The 13,295-nt window shown below is 41.5% G+C and carries 20 protein-coding genes; 10 read left to right on the forward strand and 10 right to left on the reverse strand.

Features of this window, described 5'->3' with window-relative positions; genetic code table 11:
* Nucleotides 1-102: 102 nt before the first annotated feature.
* The 7 genes from ONZ52_RS24310 (at nucleotide 103) to ONZ52_RS24340 (ending at nucleotide 4,672) form a co-directional block, all read left to right on the forward strand.
* Nucleotides 103-1,038, forward strand: coding sequence for a chemotaxis protein CheV (locus tag ONZ52_RS24310; protein ID WP_265221132.1), 936 nt, complete (start codon nucleotides 103-105; stop codon nucleotides 1,036-1,038).
* A 90-nt stretch (nucleotides 1,039-1,128) separates the two neighbouring features.
* Nucleotides 1,129-1,932 carry a sulfite exporter TauE/SafE family protein gene (locus ONZ52_RS24315; RefSeq protein WP_265221133.1) on the forward strand — a complete coding sequence of 268 codons (804 nt, stop codon included), beginning with the start codon at nucleotides 1,129-1,131 and terminating at the stop codon, nucleotides 1,930-1,932.
* 127 nt (nucleotides 1,933-2,059) lie between these two features.
* Complete coding sequence (gene hemH / locus ONZ52_RS24320) at nucleotides 2,060-3,067, forward strand: ferrochelatase (protein WP_265221134.1); 1,008 nt, start codon at nucleotides 2,060-2,062, stop codon at nucleotides 3,065-3,067.
* Nucleotides 3,054-3,581 (forward strand): HAD family hydrolase, encoded by a 528-nt coding sequence (locus ONZ52_RS24325; RefSeq protein ID WP_265221135.1) that lies wholly within the window; start codon nucleotides 3,054-3,056, stop codon nucleotides 3,579-3,581. Before hemH (ONZ52_RS24320) ends, ONZ52_RS24325 begins: the two co-directional genes overlap by 14 nt.
* 211 nt (nucleotides 3,582-3,792) lie before the next feature.
* On the forward strand, nucleotides 3,793-3,951 hold the full coding sequence (locus ONZ52_RS24330; protein ID WP_265221136.1) for a hypothetical protein: 159 nt from the start codon (nucleotides 3,793-3,795) through the stop codon (nucleotides 3,949-3,951).
* Between the two features lie 354 nt (nucleotides 3,952-4,305).
* A complete protein-coding gene (locus ONZ52_RS24335; protein WP_265221137.1) occupies nucleotides 4,306-4,494 on the forward strand; it encodes a topoisomerase DNA-binding C4 zinc finger domain-containing protein in 189 nt (62 codons plus the stop codon).
* 79 nt (nucleotides 4,495-4,573) lie between these two features.
* Nucleotides 4,574-4,672: a hypothetical protein gene (locus tag ONZ52_RS24340; RefSeq protein WP_265221138.1), complete on the forward strand. Its 99-nt coding sequence runs from the start codon at nucleotides 4,574-4,576 to the stop codon at nucleotides 4,670-4,672.
* An 87-nt stretch (nucleotides 4,673-4,759) separates the two neighbouring features.
* On the opposite strand, the gene ONZ52_RS25545 is transcribed toward ONZ52_RS24340, so the two are convergent.
* From ONZ52_RS25545 to ONZ52_RS24350, 3 genes are all read right to left on the reverse strand, one after another.
* A complete protein-coding gene (locus ONZ52_RS25545; RefSeq protein WP_428981205.1) occupies nucleotides 4,760-4,846 on the reverse strand; it encodes a hypothetical protein in 87 nt (28 codons plus the stop codon).
* Nucleotides 4,847-4,988: 142 nt separating this feature from the next.
* Nucleotides 4,989-5,153 (reverse strand): hypothetical protein, encoded by a 165-nt coding sequence (locus tag ONZ52_RS24345; RefSeq protein ID WP_265221139.1) that lies wholly within the window; start codon nucleotides 5,151-5,153, stop codon nucleotides 4,989-4,991.
* Nucleotides 5,150-5,614 carry an NAD-dependent epimerase/dehydratase family protein gene (locus tag ONZ52_RS24350; protein WP_265221140.1) on the reverse strand — a complete coding sequence of 155 codons (465 nt, stop codon included), beginning with the start codon at nucleotides 5,612-5,614 and terminating at the stop codon, nucleotides 5,150-5,152. Before ONZ52_RS24350 ends, ONZ52_RS24345 begins: the two co-directional genes overlap by 4 nt.
* A gap of 197 nt (nucleotides 5,615-5,811) precedes the next feature.
* On the opposite strand from ONZ52_RS24350, the gene ONZ52_RS24355 reads away from it, so the two are divergent.
* Nucleotides 5,812-6,018, forward strand: a complete 207-nt coding sequence (locus ONZ52_RS24355) for a sirohydrochlorin chelatase (protein ID WP_265221141.1) — start codon at nucleotides 5,812-5,814, stop codon at nucleotides 6,016-6,018.
* Here the strand turns inward: ONZ52_RS24355 and ONZ52_RS24360 are convergent.
* Nucleotides 5,968-6,174 carry a sirohydrochlorin chelatase gene (locus ONZ52_RS24360; protein ID WP_265221142.1) on the reverse strand — a complete coding sequence of 69 codons (207 nt, stop codon included), beginning with the start codon at nucleotides 6,172-6,174 and terminating at the stop codon, nucleotides 5,968-5,970. The two genes, ONZ52_RS24355 and ONZ52_RS24360, sit on opposite strands and share 51 nt — an antisense overlap.
* A 197-nt stretch (nucleotides 6,175-6,371) precedes the next feature.
* On the opposite strand from ONZ52_RS24360, the gene ONZ52_RS24365 reads away from it, so the two are divergent.
* Nucleotides 6,372-7,256 (forward strand): TIGR01777 family oxidoreductase, encoded by an 885-nt coding sequence (locus ONZ52_RS24365; RefSeq protein WP_265221143.1) that lies wholly within the window; start codon nucleotides 6,372-6,374, stop codon nucleotides 7,254-7,256.
* A 39-nt stretch (nucleotides 7,257-7,295) separates the two neighbouring features.
* Here the strand turns inward: ONZ52_RS24365 and ONZ52_RS24370 are convergent, their stop codons facing one another.
* The 6 genes from ONZ52_RS24370 to ONZ52_RS24395 form a co-directional block, all read right to left on the reverse strand.
* Nucleotides 7,296-7,811: a DNA topoisomerase family protein gene (locus ONZ52_RS24370; protein WP_265221144.1), complete on the reverse strand. Its 516-nt coding sequence runs from the start codon at nucleotides 7,809-7,811 to the stop codon at nucleotides 7,296-7,298.
* A 3-nt stretch (nucleotides 7,812-7,814) separates the two neighbouring features.
* Nucleotides 7,815-8,186: a hypothetical protein gene (locus ONZ52_RS24375; RefSeq protein ID WP_265221145.1), complete on the reverse strand. Its 372-nt coding sequence runs from the start codon at nucleotides 8,184-8,186 to the stop codon at nucleotides 7,815-7,817.
* Entirely contained in the window at nucleotides 8,186-8,923 is a 738-nt protein-coding gene (locus tag ONZ52_RS24380; RefSeq protein ID WP_265221146.1) for an HAD family hydrolase, read from the reverse strand. Before ONZ52_RS24380 ends, ONZ52_RS24375 begins: the two co-directional genes overlap by 1 nt.
* Nucleotides 8,910-9,917 carry a ferrochelatase gene (gene hemH, locus ONZ52_RS24385; protein ID WP_265221134.1) on the reverse strand — a complete coding sequence of 336 codons (1,008 nt, stop codon included), beginning with the start codon at nucleotides 9,915-9,917 and terminating at the stop codon, nucleotides 8,910-8,912. The genes ONZ52_RS24380 and hemH (ONZ52_RS24385) overlap by 14 nt, the downstream gene beginning before the upstream one ends.
* Before the next feature lie 127 nt (nucleotides 9,918-10,044).
* The gene (locus tag ONZ52_RS24390) at nucleotides 10,045-10,848 is read right to left on the reverse strand and encodes a sulfite exporter TauE/SafE family protein (protein ID WP_265221133.1); all 804 of its coding nucleotides are present in this window, start codon (nucleotides 10,846-10,848) and stop codon (nucleotides 10,045-10,047) included.
* Nucleotides 10,849-10,938: 90 nt separating this feature from the next.
* A complete protein-coding gene (locus ONZ52_RS24395) occupies nucleotides 10,939-11,874 on the reverse strand; it encodes a chemotaxis protein CheV (RefSeq protein ID WP_265221132.1) in 936 nt (311 codons plus the stop codon).
* A gap of 112 nt (nucleotides 11,875-11,986) precedes the next feature.
* Between ONZ52_RS24395 and ONZ52_RS24400 the strand changes: the two genes are divergently transcribed.
* Entirely contained in the window at nucleotides 11,987-13,171 is a 1,185-nt protein-coding gene (locus ONZ52_RS24400; RefSeq protein ID WP_265221131.1) for an EAL and HDOD domain-containing protein, read from the forward strand.
* The last annotated feature ends 124 nt before the right edge of the window (nucleotides 13,172-13,295 follow it).

Raw genomic sequence — 13,295 nt, forward strand, 5'->3', positions numbered from 1 at the left:
TTGCTAGAAGAGTGACACAAAAAATACAGTAAGATTTAGCCTTATAGAATATCATGGTTATAATGGATTAATGCCTTAATTTAAAAATGTTTGGAGTAATATATGGCAAGCATGTTAGACGCTGTAGACCAAAGAACCAAGTTGGTTGGTGAAAACCGTTTGGAACTACTGATGTTCCGTCTTGGTGGAATGCAAATGTTCGCAATAAACGTGTTTAAAGTTCAAGAGGTAGTCATGTTACCTAAATTGAACTTAATGCCTCATAGACATCCATCTGTAGCTGGCGTCACGCATTTTCGTGGTAGAACCGTACCCGTTATTGATTTATCTGAATCTATTGGTATGCGTCCTATTGATCGCACCCAACCATGCAACTTGATTGTGACTGAGTACAATAATACGGTACAAGGCTTTATGGTAGGAGAAGTTGATCGCATCATAAACATGAATTGGAATGAAATCCTACCACCACCTGACGGAACTGGGCGTCAACATTATCTTACTGCTATTACTCGGGTGAATGATCGTATCGTTGAAATTATTGACGTAGAAAAGGTGCTTGCTGAAATTTCTCCTTATGACAGCAGAGTGAGCGACCATGTCATTGATAAAGATCTACTCACTTTGGCTAAGGGCTTGGAAGTGTTAGTCGTTGATGATTCCTCAGTCGGTTTGGCGCAATGTCGTTCAACGTTAGACTTTATGGGAATTACCGTTCATGAAGCAACGGATGGTAAACGCGGTCTTGAGAAATTAAAAAAATGGGCGGCCGATGGGGAAATCGTACCTGAAAAATTACTCATGATGATAACCGATGCCGAAATGCCAGAAATGGACGGTTACCGACTGACCCGTGAAGTTCGTGAAGATCCTAGATTAAAAGATTTGTACATTGTTTTGCATACGTCTCTAAGTGGTAGTTTCAACAAAGCCATGGTGCAAAAAGTAGGTTGTGATGACTTTTTGTCAAAATTTCAACCAGATAAACTGGCTACTTTGATTCAAGAAAGAATTCGAAGTGTGGTTGAAAGAGAGTAGCTTCTTGTAAATTATATTTGGTGGTTGGATGAAAAGCAGGCAGATGCCTGCTTTTTTATTCTGATTTTTATTGGGTACTGTGTGCTTGTTATGTTTACCATTGAACTTATCTTTTTATTAATTTTTATTGGTGCCGCAACCGGCGCTACTTTTGCTTCGATTCATGTTTCACCAGCACTCATTGCGGTTCCTACTATTGGCTTTTTTTTACCTGTCTTTGGTCTTTCGTTTTCACAGTATATGTTGCCTATTGTCGCCACTTGCATCACTGCGTTTATACCGACGCATTTATATTCTTGGGTTCAGGCTATGAAACGACAGGATGTTGATTCCCAGAGCCTGATCTATTTAGCGCCTGGAATGGCAATGGGAGCAGTAATCGGTGCTCAACTTCTCTCGATCATCAACCTGTTAACCTTCAAAATCACTTTTTCGTTGATTGCACTCATAGCTGTGATCAATGTTGTGTACGAGTTACGTCAAAGACAGACACCTATCTTATTCATGAATATATTAGGGCGTCTGCCTACCGGCTTGTTTATTGGTGTTTTATCTCTGTTGTCAGGTAACGGTGGTGGCGTACTGGCTAGAAGTCTTTTGAAACAAAAAAACATAACGTCAAAGAATCAACAAGGAACCATTGATGGACTAGTTGTGTTTGCCTCCATTGCGGGTATGGTGGGATTTATTTATCCCGCTCAGGCTCTGAATAGCATAGGCGAGTCAGGCTTTGCAGGTGCTATACATTTACCTTCTTTGCTGGTGTTGGCATGCAGCCATGGTTTTTTTTACTGGCTTTGTCGCCACCAGAGCAACCGATTGGATAAAAATGTTTTGTTGATCAGCTTTATAATTTTTATTGTTTGCTCAGCCATACGAATCTGGCTTTTATAGACACTTACGTGGTGCTATTTTCCAAATAGGATTTGAAAACACGCCATCTAAAATGGCGTGTTTTTTCATTATTCTTAACATTCAAATGACATATAATACATCAAGACTTTAAACAAAAAGGTATGACATGAAAAACACGAGCGATTATGGTGTATTGATGATGAATTTAGGGACGCCGGATGCTCCGCAAACAACTGAGGTTCGCCGTTATCTAAGGGAGTTTTTGTCTGACTCTCGTGTTGTAGATTTAAATCCTTTACTTTGGCAACCCATTCTTAACCTTATTGTATTAACGTTTCGTCCACCAAAAGTCGCCAAGGTGTATCAACAGGTCTGGATGGATGAAGGCTCACCACTGCTCGTACTCAGTCAGCGTCTAAAAGAAAATGTCAAAAAAGCTTTGCTTGAAAAAACTGGGCACTCTATTCCCGTTGAATTAGCAATGACCTATGGTAATCCCAGTGTTGAAAGTGCCGCCAACAAATTAAGAGAGCAGGGCGTTAAAAATATCCTTGTTATGCCTATGTACCCTCAATTTTCGGCGACCACAACGGCGGCAGCCTACGACAGATTGATGAAATCATTGAAGCGCTGCCCACACTGGCCATCCTTACAGTTACTCCATGATTATGCAGATCACCCTTTGTATATCAAAGCGCTTTGTAATTCCATACGCGCACAATGGGACAAACAGGGAGAGCGGCGCCATCTTGTATTGTCTTATCATGGCATACCTAAGCGTTATGTCACTAATGGCGACCCTTATGCACGCCGTTGCGAAACAACAAGCCGTTTGGTCGCCGAAGAGCTTGAGCTAGGAGATCATGAATGGACGCATGTGTATCAGTCACGATTTGGTCGAGAAGAATGGTTAAAGCCCTATGCCGATGTCACATTGAAGGCTCTACCTTCTATGGGAATAAAGAAAATAAATGTAATTAGTCCTGCTTTTTCCATTGATTGCATTGAAACACTGGAAGAGGTCACATTAGAGTTAGGTGATGAGTTTAAACATAATGGAGGTTTGGCATTTGACTATATACCGGCATTAAACGATTCGCCTGATCAAGTAGACCTTTATGTGAGTTTAATTGAAAAAAATACCAAGCAATGGGCACCAGATGATCTTAAATAGCACACTAATTGACACCATCGCCTTTGATGCCGACGATACGCTTTGGCGCAATGAAGATATTTTTATTCATGCCCAAGATGCGTTTATTCATCTACTTTTGGCCTATCATGATGAGTCTTACATCCGCTCTCATCTAGGCGAGGTTCAAGTGAAAAATTTAGAGCACTTTGGTTATGGCATTAAAGGCTTTACTCTTTCAATGATAGAGACCGCCATAGAGCTGACAGAAGGGCGAATTACGGGGAATGAAATACACGAGATCATTCAACTTGCAAAATGCATGCTAGCGTCGCCCGTTGAGTTGTTACCCAATATAAAGAATGTGTTAGAGCAACTAAAAGGACAGTATCGCTTATTGGTGATCACCAAAGGGGATCTTCTTGACCAAGAAAGTAAATTGGCCCGTTCTGGCATAGCGGATTACTTCGACGCTATTGAAATAGTCAGCGAGAAAACCTCAACCGTTTATCAGCAAATATTTCAACGTCATCAGATACCTGTCGAGCGGTTTTGATGATTGGAAATTCCTTGAAATCGGACATTTTACGCGGTTCTAGATCTTGGTGCCCGAAGCGATTCATGTGCCTTGCCACAGTACTTGGGAACATGAGCAGGTAACTGATGACATATTGCTGCGTTATCATAATTTACATACATTCAGTGATATCAGTCAGCTGATGGATTGGTTAAAAAAAGCGTCCCTAGATAACAAGGAGGGCTGTTTAATGAAACAAATAAAAGTCGCAATTTATGCGCTTATTTTTATTTCCAGCGTTGCGATTGCAGATGAAGAAAGCAGCTTTGCCAAGGCCAAAGATGGCGTACAAAAGATGTGGGAAAAAACCAAAACTACCACATCAGGAAATCGCGGACGCGGCAACTGAAAAAGCGTCTGAGTTGAATAATAAAGCGTCTGAATTTGGCAATAAAGCATCAAAAGAGGCTAAAGAGATCTGGTGCAATAGTCTGGGATAAGCTGCAAGAAGTTGGAGACGCGACAGCGAGACGGCGCTAGAAAAGGTGCCTCAAAAATCAGAAGTCTAGCGGGGCAAGAAGACTGCAAAGAAGACGGTGCACTTTGTGATCAAAACGAGAGGAGCGCGTGCGGGAAGTAGACAGCAAGTTAATAAGGGGTTCATCAAGTAACTGGGAGCAAGAGTTCCTAGAGACAGGGTGACGATGCCCATATTAAGACGGCTAGAATTCGCTATCGATGCCCAAAATGTGAGAGCCTGCTAGTGTTAAAAACAGGCGCAAATGGCGAGTTTTGGGGCTGTGAATCCTATCCAAACTGCGACTACACGGCGAATAACGAAAACGGTAAGCCTGTTCGGGCAAAGAGGTATTTTTGCCCTGCTTGTAAGTCGCCTCTCAGAAAGAAAAGCTTCAAAGACAACGTTTTTTGGGGGTGTTCTAATTACTCCTGAATGCAAAGTCACCGTTGAGGATGACAATGGCATTCCTTCAAGTACAAAAAGTACCCTTGCGGGTTTGTGGCCGCACTTAGTGCGAAAAAAGAGCAAAAACGGCTATTTTTGGGGATGCATTACGTACCCAGGTTGTACCATTACATTAAATGATGAAAAAAGGGTTACCCGTTTTTAAAAAAGAGGCGTTGACCCTTTTTTGCTTGTTGGTGCATTTATTTATTGGCCCATTTAACGCCCGTTCGCAATATCCGATAACGCGTCATCAATATTGTGAAATCGAAAACGAAAACCCCCTTTTTTCTAATTTTTGAGGAGCAATTTTAGCGCCCTCAGTCAATAAAGAAGCCATTTCCCCAAAAAATAAGATTCAGTGCCCACCAGGTGTTGGCAACACAGCCGGACGATTTAATGAACTGGCATAGGCCTGAGAGAAGCGCTTCTGAGTAATAAACTGTGGAGCGACTAAATTATACGTGCCTTTATAGGAGGTATCACTCGATAGCCGCCATAATAGCGCCTGTTACATCGGCAATGTGTATCCAAGAAAACCACTGCTGCCCGCCCGCAATCGGACCTCCAAGTCCACATAAAAAAGGTAGGCGCATTTTTTCCAAAGCGCCGCCGTTTCCCAATACGACGCCTAACCGAAAGATCACCGCTTGGGTTCCGTCATCAATAAACTCATTTGCCGCTTCTTCCCAAGCACGACAAGTACCATGGGCAAACCCTTGTTTTGGCATGGTTTCTTCAGTAAACGTGCCATGTCGAGAAATACCATAAAATCCAACAGCTGACATGGATATGAGGCGTTTGTCAGGATGCTAAGTAGCAACATCCGCACCTGCTTAGTCAAAGTAACACGGCTTTGAAAGAGTGCTTCTTTACGCTTTGCAGTCCAAGGGCGTGCAGCAATATTTTCGCCCGCTAAGTTGATAAACACATCGATTTGTTCATCCAGTGTTTGTAACAATGGTAATGTAAGTTGAACTATGCTTGGATCCAAGCGAGTGTCCGACGTCTTTTTCACGAGTGCGTATAGCTGATGATCGTTTTTAAGAAGCTCTTTAGTTAAATACTGACCAACAAAACCTGTTGCCCCAGACAATAGAATCTTCATTTACCTTATCCTGTGGATTGCAATGGTCCTTAGTTTACGCATAAAAAAAGAAATAGGATCAATAACTTCACAAATTCACTTGAAGGAGCGTTTTTTTATCAATTTCGCCAGAAGATTTTAAGGTTTTTTAATATGCAGCTTCTTTTTCTAAGACAGGATGGCTAAAATGGAGGAATCGAGAAACATTAGGTATCAAAATGCTACGCAAAGAATACGATCACATCATACTTCTTGCACATGGAAGCCCAGACCCTCTTTGGAAACAGCCCTTCGAATCACTCTATCAGCAAGTTGCTCAGGCGTATGGCGAAAACAACGTTAGTTTAGCTTATATGGAGCTTACCGCACCTTCATTAGAAGATGTGATAGATATATTGGGCAAAGAAGTCCGTCACATCTTCTAATGAAGGTGCGGTAAGCTCCATATAAGCTAAACTAACGTTGTTTTCGCCATACGCCTGAGCAACTTGCTGATAGAGTGATTCGAAGGGCTGTTTCCAAAGAGGGTCTGGGCTTCCATGTGCAAGAAGTATGATGTGATCGTATTCTTTGCGTAGCATTTTGATACCTAATGTTTCTCGATTCCTCCATTTTAGCCATCCTGTCTTAGAAAAAGAAGCTGCATATTAAAAAACCTTAAAATCTTCTGGCGAAATTGATAAAAAAACGCTCCTTCAAGTGAATTTGTGAAGTTATTGATCCTATTTCTTTTTTTATGCGTAAACTAAGGACCATTGCAATCCACAGGATAAGGTAAATGAAGATTCTATTGTCTGGGGCAACAGGTTTTGTTGGTCAGTATTTAACTAAAGAGCTTCTTAAAAACGATCATCAGCTATACGCACTCGTGAAAAAGACGTCGGACACTCGCTTGGATCCAAGCATAGTTCAACTTACATTACCATTGTTACAAACACTGGATGAACAAATCGATGTGTTTATCAACTTAGCGGGCGAAAATATTGCTGCACGCCCTTGGACTGCAAAGCGTAAAGAAGCACTCTTTCAAAGCCGTGTTACTTTGACTAAGCAGGTGCGGTTGTCACTTAAGCATCCTGTCAAACGCCTCATATCCATGTCAGCTGTTGGATTTTATGGTATTTCTCGACATGGCACGTTTACTGAAGAAACCATGCCAAAACAAGGGTTTGCCCATGAGCTCTGTCGTGCTTGGGAAGAAGCGGCAAATGAGTTTATTGATGACGGAACCCAAGTGGTGATCTTTCGGTTAGGCGTCGTATTGGGAAACGGCGGCGCTTTGGAAAAAATGCGCCTACCTTTTTTATGTGGACTTGGAGGTCCGATTGCGGGCGGGCAGCAGTGGTTTTCTTGGATACACATTGCCGATGTAACAGGCGCTATTATGGCGGCTATGAGTGATACCTCCTATAAAGGCACGTATAATTTAGTCGCTCCACAGTTTATTACTCAGAAGCGCTTCTCTCAGGCCTATGCCAGTTCATTAAATCGTCCGGCTGTGTTGCCAACACCTGGGTGGGCACTGAATCTTATTTTTGGGGAAATGGCTTCTTTATTGACTGAGGGCGCTAAAATTGCTCCTCAAAAATTAGAAAAAAGGGGGTTTCGTTTTCGATTTCACAATATTGATGACGCGTTATCGGATATTGCGAACGGGCGTTAAATGGGCCAATAAATAAATGCACCAACAAGCAAAAAAGGGTCAACGCCTCTTTTTTAAAACGGGTAACCCTTTTTCATCATTTAATGTATTAGTACAACCTGGGTACGTAATACATCCCCAAAAATAGCCGTTTTTGCTCTTTTTTCGCACTAAGTAATGGCCACAAACCCGGCAAGGGTACTTTTTTGTACTTGAAGGAATGCCATTGTCATCCTCAACGGTGACTTTGCATTCAGGGTAATTAGAACACCCCCAAAAAACGTTGTCTTTGAAGCTTTTCTTTCTGAGAGGCGACTTACAAGCAGGGCAAAAATACCTCTTTGCCCGAACAGGCTTACCGTTTTCGTTATTCGCCGTGTAGTCGCAGTTTGGATAGGATTCACAGCCCCAAAACTCGCCATTTGCGCCTGTTTTTAACACTAGCAGGCTCTCACATTTTGGGCATCGATAACGAATTTTAGCCGTCTTAATATGGGCATCGTCACCCTGCTCTAGGAACTCTTGCTCCCAGTTACTTGATGAACCCCTTATTAACTTGCTGTCTTCTTCCTGCACGCGCTACTCTTTATTTTGATCACAAAGTGCACTGTCTTCTTTGCAGTCTTCTTGCCCCGCTAGACTTCTGATTTTTGAGGCACCTTTTCTAGCGCTGTCTGCTGTCGCGTCTCCAACTTCTTGCAGTTTATCCCAGACTATTGCACCAGTCTCTTTAGCCTCTTTTGATGCTTTATTGCCAAATTCAGACGCTTTATTATTCAACTCAGACGCTTTTTCAGTTGCCGCGTCCGCGATTTCTGATGTGGTAGTTTTGGTTTTTTCCCACATCTTTTGTACGCCATCTTTGGCCTTGTCAAAGCTGCTTTCTTCATCTGCAATCGCAACGCTGGAAATAAAAATAAGCGCATAAATTGCGACTTTTATTTGTTTCATTAAACAGCCCTCCTGTTATCTAGGGACGCTTTTTTTAACCAATCCATCAGCTGACTGATATCACTGAATGTATGTAAATTATGATAACGCAGCAATATGTCATCAGTTACCTGCTCATGTTCCCAAGTACTGTGGTAAGGCACATGAATCGCTTGGGCACCAAGATCTAGAACCGGTAAAATGTCCGATTTCAAAGAATTTCCAATCATCAAAAACCGCTCGACAGGTATCTGATGACGTTGAAATATTTGCTGATAAACGGTTGAGGTTTTCTCGCTGACTATTTCAATAGCGTCGAAGTAATCCGCTATGCCAGAACGGGCCAATTTACTTTCTTGGTCAAGAAGATCCCCTTTGGTGATCACCAATAAGCGATACTGTCCTTTTAGTTGCTCTAACACATTCTTTATATTGGGTAACAACTCAACGGGCGACGCTAGCATGCATTTTGCAAGTTGAATGATCTCGTGTATTTCATTCCCCGTAATTCGCCCTTCTGTCAGCTCTATGGCGGTCTCTATCATTGAAAGAGTAAAGCCTTTAATGCCATAACCAAAGTGCTCTAAATTTTTCACTTGAACCTCGCCTAGATGAGAGCGGATGTAAGACTCATCATGATAGGCCAAAAGTAGATGAATAAACGCATCTTGGGCATGAATAAAAATATCTTCATTGCGCCAAAGCGTATCGTCGGCATCAAAGGCGATGGTGTCAATTAGTGTGCTATTTAAGATCATCTGGTGCCCATTGCTTGGTATTTTTTTCAATTAAACTCACATAAAGGTCTACTTGATCAGGCGAATCGTTTAATGCCGGTATATAGTCAAATGCCAAACCTCCATTATGTTTAAACTCATCACCTAACTCTAATGTGACCTCTTCCAGTGTTTCAATGCAATCAATGGAAAAAGCAGGACTAATTACATTTATTTTCTTTATTCCCATAGAAGGTAGAGCCTTCAATGTGACATCGGCATAGGGCTTTAACCATTCTTCTCGACCAAATCGTGACTGATACACATGCGTCCATTCATGATCTCCTAGCTCAAGCTCTTCGGCGACCAAACGGCTTGTTGTTTCGCAACGGCGTGCATAAGGGTCGCCATTAGTGACATAACGCTTAGGTATGCCATGATAAGACAATACAAGATGGCGCCGCTCTCCCTGTTTGTCCCATTGTGCGCGTATGGAATTACAAAGCGCTTTGATATACAAAGGGTGATCTGCATAATCATGGAGTAACTGTAAGGATGGCCAGTGTGGGCAGCGCTTCAATGATTTCATCAATCTGTCGTAGGCTGCCGCCGTTGTGGTCGCCGAAAATTGAGGGTACATAGGCATAACAAGGATATTTTTAACGCCCTGCTCTCTTAATTTGTTGGCGGCACTTTCAACACTGGGATTACCATAGGTCATTGCTAATTCAACGGGAATAGAGTGCCCAGTTTTTTCAAGCAAAGCTTTTTTGACATTTTCTTTTAGACGCTGACTGAGTACGAGCAGTGGTGAGCCTTCATCCATCCAGACCTGTTGATACACCTTGGCGACTTTTGGTGGACGAAACGTTAATACAATAAGGTTAAGAATGGGTTGCCAAAGTAAAGGATTTAAATCTACAACACGAGAGTCAGACAAAAACTCCCTTAGATAACGGCGAACCTCAGTTGTTTGCGGAGCATCCGGCGTCCCTAAATTCATCATCAATACACCATAATCGCTCGTGTTTTTCATGTCATACCTTTTTGTTTAAAGTCTTGATGTATTATATGTCATTTGAATGTTAAGAATAATGAAAAAACACGCCATTTTAGATGGCGTGTTTTCAAATCCTATTTGGAAAATAGCACCACGTAAGTGTCTATAAAAGCCAGATTCGTATGGCTGAGCAAACAATAAAAATTATAAAGCTGATCAACAAAACATTTTTATCCAATCGGTTGCTCTGGTGGCGACAAAGCCAGTAAAAAAAACCATGGCTGCATGCCAACACCAGCAAAGAAGGTAAATGTATAGCACCTGCAAAGCCTGACTCGCCTATGCTATTCAGAGCCTGAGCGGGATAAATAAATCCCACCATACCCGCAATGGAGGCAAACACAACTAGTCCATCAATGGTTCCTTGTTGATTCTTTGACGTTATGTTTTTTTGTTTCAAAAGACTTCTAGCCAGTACGCCACCACCGTTACCTGACAACAGAGATAAAACACCAATAAACAAGCCGGTAGGCAGACGCCCTAATATATTCATGAATAAGATAGGTGTCTGTCTTTGACGTAACTCGTACACAACATTGATCACAGCTATGAGTGCAATCAACGAAAAAGTGATTTTGAAGGTTAACAGGTTGATGATCGAGAGAAGTTGAGCACCGATTACTGCTCCCATTGCCATTCCAGGCGCTAAATAGATCAGGCTCTGGGAATCAACATCCTGTCGTTTCATAGCCTGAACCCAAGAATATAAATGCGTCGGTATAAACGCAGTGATGCAAGTGGCGACAATAGGCAACATATACTGTGAAAACGAAAGACCAAAGACAGGTAAAAAAAAGCCAATAGTAGGAACCGCAATGAGTGCTGGTGAAACATGAATCGAAGCAAAAGTAGCGCCGGTTGCGGCACCAATAAAAATTAATAAAAAGATAAGTTCAATGGTAAACATAACAAGCACACAGTACCCAATAAAAATCAGAATAAAAAAGCAGGCATCTGCCTGCTTTTCATCCAACCACCAAATATAATTTACAAGAAGCTACTCTCTTTCAACCACACTTCGAATTCTTTCTTGAATCAAAGTAGCCAGTTTATCTGGTTGAAATTTTGACAAAAAGTCATCACAACCTACTTTTTGCACCATGGCTTTGTTGAAACTACCACTTAGAGACGTATGCAAAACAATGTACAAATCTTTTAATCTAGGATCTTCACGAACTTCACGGGTCAGTCGGTAACCGTCCATTTCTGGCATTTCGGCATCGGTTATCATCATGAGTAATTTTTCAGGTACGATTTCCCCATCGGCCGCCCATTTTTTTAATTTCTCAAGACCGCGTTTACCATCCGTTGCTTCATGAACGGTAATTCCCATAAAGTCTAACGTTGAACGACATTGCGCCAAACCGACTGAGGAATCATCAACGACTAACACTTCCAAGCCCTTAGCCAAAGTGAGTAGATCTTTATCAATGACATGGTCGCTCACTCTGCTGTCATAAGGAGAAATTTCAGCAAGCACCTTTTCTACGTCAATAATTTCAACGATACGATCATTCACCCGAGTAATAGCAGTAAGATAATGTTGACGCCCAGTTCCGTCAGGTGGTGGTAGGATTTCATTCCAATTCATGTTTATGATGCGATCAACTTCTCCTACCATAAAGCCTTGTACCGTATTATTGTACTCAGTCACAATCAAGTTGCATGGTTGGGTGCGATCAATAGGACGCATACCAATAGATTCAGATAAATCAATAACGGGTACGGTTCTACCACGAAAATGCGTGACGCCAGCTACAGATGGATGTCTATGAGGCATTAAGTTCAATTTAGGTAACATGACTACCTCTTGAACTTTAAACACGTTTATTGCGAACATTTGCATTCCACCAAGACGGAACATCAGTAGTTCCAAACGGTTTTCACCAACCAACTTGGTTCTTTGGTCTACAGCGTCTAACATGCTTGCCATATATTACTCCAAACATTTTTAAATTAAGGCATTAATCCATTATAACCATGATATTCTATAAGGCTAAATCTTACTGTATTTTTTTGTGTCACTCTTCTAGCAAGGACCCTTAATGAAGAACACTGATATACTTTTTTGCCGTAAAGCTTTGGTGAACCGATTGTCAGAAACCTCAGCGTATTATCTATTGCATCCAAGTAATGAAACAGAAAGGCCACAGACCTCTTTTTTAAGCTCCTTATTTGTTGATGTCAACCTTATCGAAATAACTCAGCAAAAAACTATTTTTTTGCACAGTAATTTAGATGAATTAAGTGTTTTGCCTTTGCAGTCGCATATCCACATGGTCATTTTTTTGAGCGCAAAGTCATTAACTGATGAGCATCTCGATATGCTTTGCGAACTTCGTTTACAAGGTTATCAGCTGGGTATCATCAACCCTGAGCCTGATGCTCTATCAGGCGACTTATTTAATGTGTTTTCTTATGCCATGTTGAGTTTAAACCAACTGACAGCTGAAGAGGCAATAGCAAGAATAGCTCATCCTCTCTTATCCTCTAAGAGAATTTGGATGGATGAGATAGAACATTCCGAGCAATTTGATCAGCTGCGACAAGCGTCACCTGATGGGCTTTTTAGCGGTAATTTCATTCACAAAACTACACCGATAAAAGGTAAGCGAATTTTAGCTCATAAAATGATTTTAATTGATCTTCTCGCAGCCCTTAATAACAGCGAGTCTTCCCCGCGTGTTTTAGCTACTTATATCGAACGAGACCCGACATTGACCTATCGTATTATAAAACTCACGCAGTCGGTGCTTTACAGAAGTCAGTTTAATGTGGCCAATGCCCAACGTGCCATAGAAATCATCGGTATTAGAGATTTAATCAAATGGGTCGGTGTCGCTATGCTAAGCAGTGTATCGGGTAAACCTGATTGTTTGTTTTCAATGGCTGTTTCTCGCGCATGCTTTTGCCAAAACCTTTCCGCGGCGCTGTTTCCAAAACTAGAGGGGGCATTCTTGGTTGGCCTATTTTCCTATTTGCCTAGTTTTCTTGATGAAGAACTGCCTTTGTTGTTAAAAGATTTGCCGTTAGAACAACACATCAAATCGGCGCTCTTAGAATACAAAGGCAATTTAGGTGGGGTATTAAAAATTGTTGAAGAATATGAAGCAGGACGCTGGGAAAAAATCCCATTTAATCGCCTTGCAACCAAGGACATTTCTCAACAGACGATGAAAGACCTGTATATTGAAAGCTTAAACCATGCCAAACAAATAGGTAATTTATGATAGACATTGGTGTTAACCTTAACCACAAAATGTTTCTTGATGACTTAAATACCACTCTGTTAGACATGCATCAGGCGGGTGTAAAAGGCATGATTTGTATTGCATCAGACTTCATTGAGAGCAA

The organism is Marinomonas rhodophyticola, assembly GCF_026113935.1.
Lineage (GTDB): Bacteria > Pseudomonadota > Gammaproteobacteria > Pseudomonadales > Marinomonadaceae > Marinomonas > Marinomonas rhodophyticola.

Coding starts and splice junctions, on each gene's coding strand:
- ONZ52_RS24310 (WP_265221132.1), top strand. CDS start 103: ATGGCAAGCATGTTAGACGCTGTAGACCAAAGAACCAAGTTGGTTGGT.
- ONZ52_RS24315 (WP_265221133.1), top strand. CDS start 1,129: ATGTTTACCATTGAACTTATCTTTTTATTAATTTTTATTGGTGCCGCA.
- hemH (WP_265221134.1), top strand. CDS start 2,060: ATGAAAAACACGAGCGATTATGGTGTATTGATGATGAATTTAGGGACG.
- ONZ52_RS24325 (WP_265221135.1), top strand. CDS start 3,054: ATGATCTTAAATAGCACACTAATTGACACCATCGCCTTTGATGCCGAC.
- ONZ52_RS24330 (WP_265221136.1), top strand. CDS start 3,793: ATGAAACAAATAAAAGTCGCAATTTATGCGCTTATTTTTATTTCCAGC.
- ONZ52_RS25545 (WP_428981205.1), bottom strand. CDS start 4,846: ATGGCTTCTTTATTGACTGAGGGCGCTAAAATTGCTCCTCAAAAATTA.
- ONZ52_RS24350 (WP_265221140.1), bottom strand. CDS start 5,614: ATGAAGATTCTATTGTCTGGGGCAACAGGTTTTGTTGGTCAGTATTTA.
- ONZ52_RS24355 (WP_265221141.1), top strand. CDS start 5,812: ATGCTACGCAAAGAATACGATCACATCATACTTCTTGCACATGGAAGC.
- ONZ52_RS24360 (WP_265221142.1), bottom strand. CDS start 6,174: ATGCTACGCAAAGAATACGATCACATCATACTTCTTGCACATGGAAGC.
- ONZ52_RS24365 (WP_265221143.1), top strand. CDS start 6,372: ATGAAGATTCTATTGTCTGGGGCAACAGGTTTTGTTGGTCAGTATTTA.
- ONZ52_RS24375 (WP_265221145.1), bottom strand. CDS start 8,186: ATGAAACAAATAAAAGTCGCAATTTATGCGCTTATTTTTATTTCCAGC.
- ONZ52_RS24380 (WP_265221146.1), bottom strand. CDS start 8,923: ATGATCTTAAATAGCACACTAATTGACACCATCGCCTTTGATGCCGAC.
- hemH (WP_265221134.1), bottom strand. CDS start 9,917: ATGAAAAACACGAGCGATTATGGTGTATTGATGATGAATTTAGGGACG.
- ONZ52_RS24390 (WP_265221133.1), bottom strand. CDS start 10,848: ATGTTTACCATTGAACTTATCTTTTTATTAATTTTTATTGGTGCCGCA.
- ONZ52_RS24395 (WP_265221132.1), bottom strand. CDS start 11,874: ATGGCAAGCATGTTAGACGCTGTAGACCAAAGAACCAAGTTGGTTGGT.
- ONZ52_RS24400 (WP_265221131.1), top strand. CDS start 11,987: ATGAAGAACACTGATATACTTTTTTGCCGTAAAGCTTTGGTGAACCGA.